Origin of the sequence: Bradyrhizobium sp. RDI18 (assembly GCF_043203335.1) — a bacterium.
GTDB classification, from domain to species: domain Bacteria; phylum Pseudomonadota; class Alphaproteobacteria; order Rhizobiales; family Xanthobacteraceae; genus Bradyrhizobium; species Bradyrhizobium retamae.
On sequence record NZ_JBICRN010000008.1, the window covers coordinates 1,332,998 to 1,345,858 of the forward strand.

12 protein-coding genes and 1 pseudogene are annotated in these 12,861 nt (G+C 62.3%); 6 read left to right on the plus strand and 7 right to left on the minus strand.

Going from position 1 to position 12,861, the window contains the following annotated elements; all coding sequences use genetic code 11:
- Nucleotides 1–277: 277 nt before the first annotated feature.
- From ACFXS9_RS15255 to ACFXS9_RS15265, 3 genes and pseudogenes are all read left to right on the plus strand, one after another.
- Nucleotides 278–1,412, plus strand: a pseudogene (locus ACFXS9_RS15255) (glycosyltransferase family 4 protein).
- Between the two features lie 116 nt (nt 1,413–1,528).
- A complete protein-coding gene (locus ACFXS9_RS15260) occupies nt 1,529–3,067 on the plus strand; it encodes an undecaprenyl-phosphate glucose phosphotransferase (protein ID WP_392690025.1) in 1,539 nt (512 codons plus the stop codon).
- Between the two features lie 57 nt (nt 3,068–3,124).
- Nucleotides 3,125–4,420 carry an O-antigen ligase family protein gene (locus ACFXS9_RS15265; RefSeq protein WP_392690027.1) on the plus strand — a complete coding sequence of 432 codons (1,296 nt, stop codon included), beginning with the start codon at nt 3,125–3,127 and terminating at the stop codon, nt 4,418–4,420.
- On the opposite strand, the gene ACFXS9_RS15270 is transcribed toward ACFXS9_RS15265, so the two are convergent.
- The 3 genes from ACFXS9_RS15270 to ACFXS9_RS15280 form a co-directional block, all read right to left on the minus strand.
- Nucleotides 4,404–5,582: a saccharopine dehydrogenase family protein gene (locus ACFXS9_RS15270; protein WP_392690028.1), complete on the minus strand. Its 1,179-nt coding sequence runs from the start codon at nt 5,580–5,582 to the stop codon at nt 4,404–4,406. The genes ACFXS9_RS15265 and ACFXS9_RS15270 overlap by 17 nt on opposite strands.
- A gap of 163 nt (nt 5,583–5,745) precedes the next feature.
- Complete coding sequence (locus ACFXS9_RS15275; protein ID WP_392690029.1) at nt 5,746–6,531, minus strand: DUF169 domain-containing protein; 786 nt, start codon at nt 6,529–6,531, stop codon at nt 5,746–5,748.
- Between the two features lie 72 nt (nt 6,532–6,603).
- Nucleotides 6,604–7,404, minus strand: a complete 801-nt coding sequence (locus tag ACFXS9_RS15280) for a YdcF family protein (protein WP_392690030.1) — start codon at nt 7,402–7,404, stop codon at nt 6,604–6,606.
- 66 nt (nt 7,405–7,470) lie between these two features.
- Between ACFXS9_RS15280 and ACFXS9_RS15285 the strand changes: the two genes are divergently transcribed.
- On the plus strand, nt 7,471–8,412 hold the full coding sequence (locus ACFXS9_RS15285) for an acetamidase/formamidase family protein (protein ID WP_392690031.1): 942 nt from the start codon (nt 7,471–7,473) through the stop codon (nt 8,410–8,412).
- On the opposite strand, the gene ACFXS9_RS15290 is transcribed toward ACFXS9_RS15285, so the two are convergent.
- A complete protein-coding gene (locus tag ACFXS9_RS15290; RefSeq protein WP_392690033.1) occupies nt 8,376–8,807 on the minus strand; it encodes a GrlR family regulatory protein in 432 nt (143 codons plus the stop codon). The two genes, ACFXS9_RS15285 and ACFXS9_RS15290, sit on opposite strands and share 37 nt — an antisense overlap.
- Nucleotides 8,808–9,067: 260 nt before the next feature.
- Between ACFXS9_RS15290 and ACFXS9_RS15295 the strand changes: the two genes are divergently transcribed.
- Together ACFXS9_RS15295 and ACFXS9_RS15300 are read left to right on the plus strand one after the other, a co-directional pair.
- Nucleotides 9,068–9,268, plus strand: a complete 201-nt coding sequence (locus tag ACFXS9_RS15295; RefSeq protein WP_057845825.1) for a hypothetical protein — start codon at nt 9,068–9,070, stop codon at nt 9,266–9,268.
- A 43-nt stretch (nt 9,269–9,311) separates the two neighbouring features.
- Entirely contained in the window at nt 9,312–9,782 is a 471-nt protein-coding gene (locus tag ACFXS9_RS15300) for a GcrA family cell cycle regulator (RefSeq protein ID WP_392690036.1), read from the plus strand.
- Between the two features lie 74 nt (nt 9,783–9,856).
- On the opposite strand, the gene ACFXS9_RS15305 is transcribed toward ACFXS9_RS15300, so the two are convergent.
- The 3 genes from ACFXS9_RS15305 to ACFXS9_RS15315 form a co-directional block, all read right to left on the minus strand.
- Entirely contained in the window at nt 9,857–10,825 is a 969-nt protein-coding gene (locus ACFXS9_RS15305; protein WP_392690038.1) for an SDR family NAD(P)-dependent oxidoreductase, read from the minus strand.
- Nucleotides 10,826–10,977: 152 nt separating this feature from the next.
- A complete protein-coding gene (locus tag ACFXS9_RS15310; protein WP_392690040.1) occupies nt 10,978–11,883 on the minus strand; it encodes a dihydrodipicolinate synthase family protein in 906 nt (301 codons plus the stop codon).
- 316 nt (nt 11,884–12,199) lie between these two features.
- Nucleotides 12,200–12,841 carry a hypothetical protein gene (locus ACFXS9_RS15315; RefSeq protein WP_392690042.1) on the minus strand — a complete coding sequence of 214 codons (642 nt, stop codon included), beginning with the start codon at nt 12,839–12,841 and terminating at the stop codon, nt 12,200–12,202.
- Nucleotides 12,842–12,861: the final 20 nt, after the last annotated feature.

Consider the following 12,861-nt stretch of genomic DNA (forward strand, 5'->3'; position numbering starts at 1 on the left):
CTCCCGCGGACGCAACTACCGGTCCACTCGATCGGGGCGATTACACTTCATTATGGTTGCTGCTGGGTTAATTTGCCTCGTCTGCGGGCCCGAGCAGCACCTCGCGCGCGTGGTCATTTTTTGTTAACCATCACCCCCCTTAATCGCGGAATACTTTCCAGGATACCTGTAATGCGCGGCGTGCTCGCCCCTATTCCATATCTGATTGCTGCGCTGACGCTTGCGGGCTGCCTGGCCCGGACCGCGCAGGTTCCGGTCGCATCTGAAGGCGGTCTCGATGCCTGTCGTTGACGGTCAGTCGCTTCGGATTCTGCACGCAACGCGCGCGCCGGTCGGCGGCATCTTCCGCCACATCCTCGATCTCGCCAACGGCCAGGTCGATCTCGGCCATCACGTCGGCATCATCGCCGATAGCCTCACCGGCGGCGAACGCGCCGAGCAGGCGCTGGCGGAAATCGCCCCGCGCCTCAAGCTCGGCGTTCACCGCACCGCCATTCGCCGCGAGCCGCTGCCGTCCGATCTTCTGGTGTGGGCCCGGTTCCAGCGTATGATCCGCCAATTGAAGCCGGACGTGCTGCACGGTCACGGCGCCAAGGCCGGCGCCTTCATGCGCCTAAGGACCGCTTCTCGCGACAGGATCAGGGTCTACACCCCACACGGCGGCTCGCTGCACTATCCGCTGTCGACGCTGAAGGGCAACATCTATGCCCGTGTCGAACGCGCGCTGATGAACGATACCGACCTGTTCCTGTTCGAAAGCGCGTTTGCTCGCGACACCTACCAGCGCACCATCGGCACGCCGAAGGGACTGGTGCGATGCGTGTTCAACGGTGTCACCGCCGGTGAATTCGACCCCGTCGTCAAGGCGGAGGACGCCACCGACCTGATCTATGTCGGCGAGTTCCGACACATCAAGGGCGCCGACCTTCTGATCGATGCGGTAGCGCGGCTGCGGGTCGACGGCCGTCCGGTGACGCTCACGCTCGCAGGCGACGGCGAGGAAAGCGAAGGCCTCAAAGCCCAGGTCGCGCGGCTCGGCCTCGGTGAGGCCGTGCGCTTCATCGGTCACGTCAAGGCGCGTTACGGCTTCTCCAAGGGCTCGCTGCTGCTGGTTCCCTCCCGCGGAGACTCAATGCCCTACGTCGTGATCGAGGCGGCTGCTGCCGGCATTCCGATGGTCGCCGCCAATGTCGGCGGCATCCCCGAAATTTTCGGCCCGCATGGCGATGCCTTGTTCGCGCCGAGCAACGCAGCCGCCATGGCCGGTGCTATCGAAGCCGCGCTGAAGGATCCGGCCGCGACGAAGGAGCGAGCCGGATCGCTGCGCGAACAGAATCTCCCAGCATTTTTCGCAGAAGGCGATGGTCGAGGGCGTTGTTGCCGGCTACCGCGAGGCGTTTGCCAATCGTTAACCGAAAATTACCAGCGTAACTGTTTCTTCCGATTTGTCCCGTAAGCCCGTGGGTGTGGGGAATTCCGCACCGGTGGGCACGTTGCTGTGTGCCCGCTCAAGAACGGACGTGGACCAGTGGAATCGATTAACGCACGCTCGATGCTCGATGCCGCGGCGACGGCCAGCGCCGATCGTCCGCCGATCGAACGGCGCCGCCGGCTGTCTCCGGCAGCGCTCGCCGTCACCCATCAGAAAGTTGGTCGCGCCTATTCGCCGATCGTGATCGCAGGCGTGGTTCGCGTGATCGATTTCGCGATGTTGAGCGCGATCGGCACTGCGCTCTATTTTGGTTACGTCGTGCCTCTAAGCGGCTTTTCCTGGGAATTTCTCGCGGCGATTTTCGGCGTGGCGGCAACGGCCGTGATCTGCTTCCAGGCCGCCGATATCTACCAGGTGCAGTTATTCCGTGGCCTGCTTCGCCAGATGACGCGGATGATTTCGTCCTGGGCATTCGTGTTCCTGCTGTTCATCGGCGCATCCTTCATCGTGAAGCTCGGCAGCGAGATTTCGCGGCTGTGGCTTGCGGCGTTTTTCGTGAGCGGCCTCGCGGCGCTGGTCACGGAGCGCGTGTTCCTACGCTCGCTGGTGCGCCGCTGGGCCCGCCAGGGCCGGCTCGATCGCCGCACCATCATCGTGGGCGCCGACCAGAACGGCGAGGAACTCGTCCAAGCGCTCAAGACGCAGGATGATTCCGACATCCATGTGCTCGGCGTGTTCGACGACCGCAACGACGACCGCGCGATGGACACCTGCGCCGGCAGTCCCAAGCTCGGCAAGGTCGACGACATCGTCGAGTTTGCGCGCCGCACCCGTATCGACCTCGTGCTGTTCGCACTGCCGATTTCGGCCGAGACGCGCATTCTCGATATGTTGAAGAAGCTGTGGGTGCTTCCGGTCGATATCCGCCTTTCGGCCCATACCAACAAGCTGCGCTTCCGTCCCCGCTCCTATTCCTATCTGGGCGAGGTGCCTACCCTCGACGTGTTCGAGGCGCCGATCACCGACTGGGATCTCGTGATGAAGTGGCTGTTCGACCACGTCGTCGGCTTCGTGATCCTGCTGCTGGCGCTACCGGTGATGGGGCTGGTCGCGCTCGCGGTGAAGCTCGACAGCCCGGGGCCGATACTGTTCCGCCAGAAGCGTTTCGGCTTCAACAATGAGCGCGTCGACGTCTTCAAGTTTCGCTCGATGTACCACCATCAGGCCGATCCGACCGCCTCCAAGGTCGTGACCAGGAATGACCCGCGCGTCACCCGCGTCGGGCGCTTCATCCGCAAGACCAGCCTCGACGAACTGCCGCAGCTCTTTAATGTCGTGTTCAAGAGCAATTTGTCGCTGGTCGGGCCGCGCCCGCACGCCGTGCAGGGCAAGTTGCAAAGCCGCCTGTTCGACGAAGCCGTCGACGGCTATTTCGCGCGCCACCGCGTCAAGCCAGGGATTACCGGCTGGGCGCAAATCAACGGCTGGCGCGGCGAAGTCGATACCGACGAGAAGATCCAGAAGCGCGTCGAGTTCGATCTGTACTACATCGAGAACTGGTCGGTGCTGTTCGATCTCTACATCCTGCTCAAGACGCCGATCGCGCTGATGACCAAGAGCGAGAACGCGTATTGAAGGATCGCCAGCCGGAAGCAGCGGTTCGATTGTTCTGTTGAGTTGCGTGAGTATGTAATGGCGTATGCGGCGACAGCCGGGGAATCGCTCCCATCGATAACGGCCGCGCCCGGCGTGCTCGCGCTGCAGCGAGCGCTGGTTTGGCTGGTGGGTGCATCCATCGCCATCGTCTTCATCGAGCCGAGCCCCTATGAGCTGGCGACGCTTGCGGCCTCGGTGATCTTCTTCGCAACGGGCGCGCGGATGCGGCTGGTGTTCATGCCGCTACTGTTGCTCTTGTTCCTGCTCAACCTCGGCTACAGCATCAGTGCGGTCGCCGTAATGGATCGGCCCAATGTGCCGAGCTGGATTGCGACTTCCTGGTATATGGCGATCACGGTCATCTTCTTCGCGATGGTGATTTCCGAGGATACCGCGGCGCGGCTCGACATGCTCCGGCGCGGCCTCATCGTCGGCGCGATGATTGCGGCGCTCGCCGGCATCGCGGGTTACTTCAATCTCGTCCCCGGCGGGCGCGACCTGCTGACGCTGTATGACCGCGCCCGCGGCACCTTCAAGGACCCGAACGTGTTTGGCGCGTTCCTGGTCCTGCCGGCGCTGCTCGTGCTGCAAAGCGTGGTCACGGACAAATTCGGCAAGGCGTTCCGCAGCGCGATCGTGTTTGGCATCATATCGTTGGGGATTCTCCTGGCGTTCTCACGCGCTGCGTGGGGCATGCTTATCATCACCTCGGGCTTCGTCCTGGCATTGATGGTGCTGACCAGCCGCTCGCAGTCGCAGCGCTCGCGCATCATCGTGATGGCGCTCGTTACCGTAGTGCTGGCCGCCGCCCTGGTCGCGGTGCTGCTGTCCTTCGATTCGATTGCGCAGCTGTTCAAGGAGCGCGCCAGCCTGGACCAGAGCTACGACGAAGGCCGCTTCGGCCGGTTCGGCCGGCACATCCTCGGCGCAGAAATGGCGTTGGGCCTGCCATTCGGCATCGGTCCGCTACAGTTCACCCGCTACTTCCCGGAAGACACCCACAATTCGTACCTGAACGCGTTCATGTCGGGCGGTTGGCTCTCCGGCGTCTGCTATCCGGCACTGGTCTTCGTCACGGTTCTGACGGGCTTCCGCTATGTCTTCGTGCGCGCGCCCTGGCAGCCGGCCTATCTGGCAATCTTCGCAGCCTTCCTCGGCACGGTCGGCGAGAGCTTCATCATCGATACCGACCACTGGCGGCACTTCTGGATGATGCTGGGAACGATGTGGGGCATGTTCGTCGCCGCCGAACGCTGGAAGGCGGGCAGCGATCCGCGCTCATCGTGCCGACGACCCATGCGACTACAATCCGAGGCTATTGCTCCACCGTGAACGTCAACCCAGCGTGATCAACCAATCGCTTGATCAGCTTGTGCTGCATCGCTGCGCCCGGCGTCCAGATGCCGGCCGGCACATCGGGCGTATCGCGCAGCAGGCAGATCGCGCATTCGGAGATCATCTTCGAGGTCGAACCGTAGCCGGGATCGCGATCGCCTTTCACGACCGCACGGGCCTGACGGCCATCAGGTGCAATTGCAACGAACAGCAGATCGTAAAGACCGTTCTCGCGTTCTTCCTTCGACGGCCCCTCGCCGGGCTTCGGTCCACCGGAGTTCATTTTCTCCGCCGTGTTGGCGGTAGCGATGCGCTTGGCGAGAGCTTCACCCTGCTCGCCCGAGCCTGTCAGCATCATCTCGTCGTAAACGAAATCCTTGCCGTAGGGAAAGCCGAGGAGAAAATTGGAGCGGTGAACGTTGCGGGTGTTGATGTTTGCCATCACGAACGGTGCGGTCCAGGAATCGAGTTCCTGATCGAACACCGGCCGATTTCCGGGTGGCTGCTTCGGTCCCTCGAAGCTGGGCGTCAGCGCGAATGGATTCCTCAACAGCGCCACGAGGCTGGGATCATTCGCAGCCGCCGAGAACAGCGCCCGCATGCTTGCGGCGGTACCGCCGGAAAACGTGCCGCGCATCTCGCGGACCCGGCCTTTGACGCGATTGGCCGGCGCGCCGAACAGCTTTTTGGCTTCCTCCTGCGCACAGAACACGCCGAGTTCGAACGGCAGTGAGTCATATCCGCAAGAGAACACGATTCTTGCGCCGGTCGATTTGGCGGCTGCTTCGTGCGCGTCAATCATCCTGCGCATCCAGATCGGCTCGCCACAGAGATCGAAATAGTCCGTGCCCGATGAGACGCAGGCGGCAAGCAGTTCGGATCCGTAAAGCAAATAAGGTCCGACGGTCGAAATCACCGACTTTGTCTGCCCGACCATGTCTTTCAACGACGCGGGATCGCTGGCATCGGCCACGATCAGCGGCGTATCGGCCGGCGCGCCGATCGCGTCGCGGACCGAAGCAAGCTTGTCTTTGCTGCGGCCCGCCATCGCCCATTTCAGATTGGCGTCGCCCTTGTAATGCGCCGCGAGATATTCGGCGACGAGCTGGCCGGTGAAGCCGGTGGCGCCATAGACGACGATGTCGAATTTCGAAGGCATAGCTGGGATTTCCTACAGAAACGAATTTGGCCCCTTTTGTCATTGCGAGCGAAGCGAAGCAATCCAGAAATCGGGCCATAGCGGAAGGCTGGATTGCTTCCGCCTTCGCTCTTCGAGCTACGGCGGACAAGTCGTCGCCTCGCTCCTCGCAATGACGGCTGGGCTATTTCTTCGGATAGGACACGCCCATCGCGGCGCGGACATCAGCTTGGATCCCATAAGGCGCGATCGGATAGCGCAGGCCGTTCTTGGCGAGCTGCTTCATGCCAACGATGGCCTTGGCAAGATGCTCCGGCCTGAGCGCGATCAGCATCTCCTCATCAGGCACGCCGCCGTAACGCCGTTCCGCAAAGCACGGTAGCGACAGGCTCGGCTCGCCGGTCTTCAGCGCCCTGCCCCAGGAATCGGCGCAGGCGGTCTCGCCGACCACGCCCCATTCGAATTTCCTGTAGCCAGTATATTGCAGGCCGTTGATCAGAATGATCATCTGACCGGGCGTGGCGTAGACCAGACAAATATCCGGCGGATTGAGCCGCCCGCTGGTGAGCGGGCTCACCGCCATCGCCTGGTACCGGCCGAAAGGCACAACGTCGAGCGCTTCCTGACGCTTGCGTGCATCTTCGGCGGTGCCATGCCAGACGCCGACGTAGTTTTCCCCCGCGAGCCACTTCTCGTCCTGCGGCGCAAGCCCGATCACCGCACGGCATTGCGCGCCGACCAGATCGTCGCCGGTGATGCCGACGGTCCAGCCGAGCCGCGAAGCCATGCTGACGATCTGATCGGTGGTATGCACCGCCGAGGGACGCCGGATTTTTGGAATTGCCGTCATCTCCTCGACGCTGGCAAACATCTTGATACCGATCACGGTCGTCTTCAGCCGTAGCAGGCTGTTCAGGTCGGCCACCATGCCGGCCAAATCGAACGCTTCCGGCGGCGTCTGCTGTTGCATGGCGTCAACTCCCAAATCGGCGCGCTTAGCCGGCGCCTGTCCTTCGATTGTAGCCCGGCTTGCTGCCCGCTGCTACTTTGCCGGACCCGGCAACAACTCGTCGATCTTGCCGGTGGCGCGGTAAGCGATCAGGCCCACCCATTCGCGCACTGCCACGTCGGTCCGTCCCAGCCCATCGATCGCGACATTGGTGAAGTCAAATACATCGTCACGTCCGCCGACCCGCCAGTCGACGGGATAAGGTTCGACTGCAAATCCCGCCTTCCGGAACAGGCCGATCGATCGCGGCATATGAAAGGCCGAGGTTACCAACAGCCAACGCTCGCCTTCCTTGGGCGCAAGCAAGGTTTTGGAGAACTCGGCGTTCTCCTGCGTGTTGCGGGAACCCCGTTCCATGATCAGCCGCGACTTGTCGATGCCAAGGCTTTCGAAGATGGCGCCAGCGAAATCGGCTTCCCTGGCGTCGTTCGAAATCAATCTCGCGCTGCCGCCCGAGAAAACAATGCGAGCCTTCGGGTAACGGTGCGCCAGCGCGGCAGCCGCGATCAGGCGGTCGGGCGAGCTGCGCACCACCGGCGTGCCGTGCGCGACGGAAAGATCGGCTTCGATCGATGCGCCGAGCACGATGATGCCATCAGGTGTGCCGCGCGTCCCGTCCCATGGCGGAAAGCGCTGCTCCAGCGGATAGAGCAGCAGGTTCCCGAGCGGCGACAGTCCGCAAATGACGAGCAGCAACACGGCCGCGATCACCAACTTGCGGCCGAGCGATGCAAAGCGGGTGAACATCAGGACGGCGCCGACGAAGCCTACGCCGATCAGCAGATCCGTCGGCAACAGTAGAAAGCCGAGCGTCTTGGAGAGGACAAAAAACAAGGGAAGCCTCTGATAATGTCTGGTACAGCGTCATACGACGCCATTGCAGCAACCAAAAGCCTCCGCATGCCCCATCATCACCTGCATTCCAGCCCCGAAACCTGCCACTGGGGCTTCTTCGAAGCCAAATTGAAGCCCGTCCTGACCATCGCCAGCGGCGACGAAGTCACCATCGATACCGTGACCGGCGGCCCGGACGTGGTGCCTGATCGCAGCAAGTTTCACATACCTCCCGAGCTTGCCGAGATACACGCGCGAAGCGAGCGGATGCTGCCGGGCCATATTCTCACCGGCCCGGTCGCCGTGGGAGGGGCCGAGCCAGGCGACGTGCTGGAGGTCGATATTCTCGACGTCCAGCTCCGGCAGGATTGGGGCTACAATCTGATCCGTCCGCTGGCGGGGACGCTGCCCGACGATTTTCACGAAGCGCGGATCCTGAACATTCCGCTCGACCGCGAGCGGATGGTGGGACGGATGCCGTGGGGGCTCGATCTGCCGCTTAAGCCATTTTTCGGCGTGATGGGCGTGGCGCCGCCGCCCGCCTGGGGCCGCATCACCTCGCTGATCCCGCGCGCGATGGGCGGCAATCTCGACAACAAGGAGTTGGGCGCCGGCGCCAAGCTGTATCTGCCGGTGTTCGTGCCGGGCGCGCTGTTCTCCTGCGGCGACGGCCACGGCGTGCAGGGCGATGGTGAAGTCTGCGTCACCGCGATCGAGACCGCGCTACAGGGCCGCTTCCGTCTGACGCTGCGCAAGGACCTGCAGCTCGCCTATCCCCGCGCGGAAACGCCTGACCATTACATGACAATGGCGATGGACCCCGATCTCGATCAATGCGTAGTACGGGCGCTGCGCGACATGATCGTGCTACTAGGCGAGAAGCGCAATCTGTCGCGCGAGGATGCCTACACGCTCTGCAGCCTCGCCGCCGATTTGCGCGTGACGCAAACGGTGAACGGCTCCAAGGGCATTCACTGCATGATCGCGAAGGCGGTCGTGCACGGCTGATCGGACGACCTGCGCCTCTTCAAAGGAGAGCGCAGCTTCAGCCGCGCGTAGAACAATACGCTGGTCTTTCCGACCAACGCGGTCCCCTGCACTTGCGCGCCATCGGCGGCGTACGACCCGCTGAAGCCGCAAGTGACTTCTCGCCCGCCGAACAGTGGCAGCGCGCCAACCGATTTCGTGTGCTCGTTGGTGATCAGTTCACCGCGCCACTTGCCGCGATCTGCGGTGTAAGAGCCCGTGTAATAGAAATACGAGTCACCGCCGGCGATCTTGCCGTCGCGCAGCACAATCACGCCGTGCGCGCGGCCATGGCCGCCGTCCGTCATCTCGATATGAATGGTGTAGAGACCGTTCGTTACCGTCATTGCGCCCTTGCCGCCGTCCCAGGGCATCATCGGCATTCCCTGCAGCGCGAAGCAATGGGGAAATGGCCCACACGGCTGGATCGTTTCGCCGCGCCTGTAACCGCCGTTAAGACTGCCGCGCGCCGCAAGTCACGAGCGTTTTGGTTAATCCACAAACCCGACTTCGGCTTTTAATATGTTTTTTCAAATGGATAGAGAGCTATCCACAAGGCGTTTGACTCATGTGTGTAAAACTAAATAGAGTCGAAATAGTAACTTTTCAGTACAGCATTTAAAAGTTAGCGTTCCCCATGGCTACAGAAAAAGCCGAAACCGACCGCGTTCCCGTGACCTTGGCGCTCTCGACCATCGCTTATATGGAAAGATTGGTGAGACAGGGCACCCACGGCACAAGTGTTCCCGGCGTTGCGAGGACCCTGATCGAGGAAGGCATTCGGCTCGCCATCAAGGATGGGCTGCTTGCAATCCGCGACAATGGCAAGACGTCCTGACGGGAGCAACGCGGCGGTTTTCACAGAATGTGGAACCGAGAAAATGCTTACGAATGTACCGACCTGGACCACCGATCGCGTCGAACTCCTGAAAAGCCATTTTGAAGCCGGCCTCACCTGCCGCGAGATCGCGGCCAGCATCGGCGTCAGCCGTAACGCCGTGATCGGCAAACTCTCGCGCCTGCAATTGACGCGCGGCCCCGCCCCCGCCGAACCTCGTCCGACCAAAGTTGCCAGGGAGCGTTCGCGGAAATCCATTCCCCGATTGCAATATCAAATACTGCAGGCCGTTTACGAAAACACGCAGCCGCTGCAAGAAGAGCCAATCGCCAGCAACCAGCGCTGCTCGCTGCTCGAACTCAGCAACGAGCGGTGCCGCTGGCCGATCAGCACGCCAGGCGCAGAGGACTTCTGCTTTTGCGGCAATACGCCGGTGGAGGGCATGCCCTATTGCTCGGGCCACACCCGCCTCGCCTACCGCCCGGGTTCGCGTCAGCGCGTCTCGCGCGCGTGAGCGGCGTCAGTTGCCGTGACGACGCGCCCAGAATGCAGAGCTTCGGTTCTGATTCCATCAGAACCGATCGTCCGCTACCCGAGCCGCCAGCCGACCTCTTCCGTAAAGCTCTTGTAGAACTCCGGCGTGTAGGCCTTCTCCGGGGCCTGCCGCACCCGCTCGTCGAGCTTGTGCGCATCGTCGCCGACGAGAATCCGCCAGCGCTCGGCCTTGACGCCGTCGAGGATGATTTTTGCCGCAGCCGCCGCCGTGGTCGGCGCCTCCTCACGGAAGGTGCGGGCGCGGTCGAGTGCAATCTTCTGGATGTCGTCATCCGACATCGGCTCGGTGTCGATGCCCATGCCCTTCAGGCGCTGCCGTGTCGCCAAAATTTCGTTCGGGCTGAGTTCATCGGATTCCGATCCGCTCTGGATCTTGCGCGAATTGGCAACGATCGAGGTGCCGATATGCCCGGGCATCACGACAGAGCATTTGATGTGCGGGGCATTGAGCCGCAGGTCCGTCATCAAGGCTTCGGTAAAGCCTTTCACCGCGAATTTGGCGGCGCTGTAGGCGGTATGCGGCACGCCCGGGCCGACCGACGCCCAGAAGCCGTTGACACTCGATGTGTTGATAATGTGGGCCTCGTCGGCCTTCATCATAAGCGGCAGAAAGGTACGGACACCGAGATAGACACCGCCCCAGCAGATGTTGAAGGTGCGCTCCCATTGCTCGCGCGTGTTGGTGAACAGGCTGCCACCACCGCCGATGCCGGCATTGTTGAACAACAGATGGATCTTGTCGGTTGCCTGCTGTTCGATCAGCTCGTCACGGAAGCGCTGCAGATGCGCCTCGATCGAAACGTCGGCGACGTGGGTGGTGACGCGCAGGCCCTGCGGCAGCCTTTCCTCCTCGCACAGCCGCTTGGTCTCGGCCATCGCTTCCGGCGAGACGTCGCACATCGCGACATTGCAGCCTTCGGCCACGAGCTGACGTGCGAGCTCGCGGCCCATGCCCGTGCCGCCCCCGGTGATGACGGCAAACTTTCCGGCAAAATCCTTCATTGAGACGCTTACCTCGGTTTTCAATTTTTGAGTTGGGGCCCTCATGACATGGAGCCCGTGCGGAACGACAGTAACAGGTGGGAGCTGCCGGTAAAGCGGTCCGCGAGACGGGCGGCTCGATTGTCTTACAGGGCGTTTTCGCGCAGCGGAATTTACTCTGCCGCCTCGCGCGAGCCGCCGAGCGCGCCCAATCCCTTCAGCGCCTTCCGGATCGCGACCTGCTGCGCGGGCGATGCTTCCGGCATCGGCGCGCGAGAGAATGTCGTCGGTAGCCCCTGCACCGACTGCGCATAGCGCGTGCATGCCGGCAGATTGTCCGAGACGATCGCGTTCCACAGCGTCAGCAGTTTCTTGTGCAGCTCGAGCGCGCGAGTGTGGTTGCCTGCCTTGACCACATTCCAGAGTTCAACGGAAGCATGCGGCGCGGCGCTCAGGATCGCCGCGATCGAACCATGCGCGCCGAGCGTATAGGACGGATACATCAGCGCATCGACCGCGCTGTAGATCAATTTGTCCGGCGCCATCATCATGAGGTCGGCAAACAGTTTCAGATCACCCGCGCTCTGCTTGACGCCGACGACGAGCGGCACCTCGTTCATGATCCGCGTCAGCAGCGCTGGCGACAGATAGGACCAGGGCACGACGTTGTAGATGATGATCGGCATACCGGTTTCGTCGGCCATGCGGCGGAAATGGTCGACCATCGCCTGCTCGTCCGGCTTGAACAAATAATGCACCGGCGTCACTTGAAGCGCTGCGACATCCATGTCGCACACCAGTCTGCCGCGCCGGATCGCATCGCGGGTGGAATCGACGATGATGCCGGCGATCACCGGCGCGCGCCCTTTCGCGGCCTCCACCGTCGCTGCCACCAGATCACGATATTCCTCGTGATCGAGCGTATGCCCCTCCCCGGTCGAACCGCCGGCCGCCATGCCATGGCTGCCGGCCGCGATCAGCCAGTCGACCTGGGGAGCAACGAGTTTGAAATCGATCTCGCCGTCCTTTCGGAACGGCGTCGTCATCGGCGGTATCACGCCGGTGGGGCGTGTTTTCATGGCCTGCCCTCGCTGTTTCCATCCGGTACGTGCGGGCGTATCCCCCGCTTTCGCAAACCAAGCCTACCGAAGGTCGGAGCGGCGATCCAGTTGCGGAATCGACACGGCAGAGTAGCGGAAACGCCGCGTCCGCACTTGCGCGTGGTCTCGACCCGCGGGCACCACATGCCGCGTTCCCGGCGGTCGGCCGGCTGAGGCAAGCCTATCGAATGTCGAAGCGGGGCTTCCAACGTCAGCGCTGACGGTCAGATCGGCGATAACGCATTGCGAGCCGATGCAGGGCGCACTTCACGCATTTCGAGCTGGTCGTCTCGGGTCAGCGCTTGCAGATGTCGCGGGTTGCTTGCTCGCCGCGCATGACCTGCATTATTTCGGCCGAGGCAAAACTGCCGAAATCGCCGCCCACAAGCGTACCGTAGCGACGGTGGTTCTTGAGCATGAGCAATAAGCGATCGCTGACATTTTCGATGTCCCGTGCGTCGCTGGCTGATATCGCCGGCTTGCCCGCGGAAGCGCTGGTCTGCTTCGCGTAGGCAAAGAACTTTGTGGTGGCCTCTACTGCCGCTGCGCGGTTATCAGGATCGCAGAGTTCGCGATCATCCAGCGCGTAAATGCAGCTCGCCAATTGTCCCCATGTGTTGGCCAGATTAAGCGTCCGGTTTTCGGACCAGCGGTCTGACTTGCCAAGCATAGAGGAAACGTTTGCCTGCATACTGCCGGCCTTCAGGACGAAGTACGCCGCGCTCGGCTCCATCTTGTTGGCGTCCGGGCCGAGGTCCATCACTTTGAAGATACAGCTTCGCACCACCGGCGCGGTTTCCGGCCGGCCGATACAACTGGTGTCGGCGAACAACGAAACACTGGGCCCGACCGAGACGAAACTTGACATCGCACTCGTTACTTTCGGAGCCCAGATCCACCCGCCGACCACGAGGAAGCCTCCGACGAAGGCCAGCATGAGGGTGAGAACCTGACGGA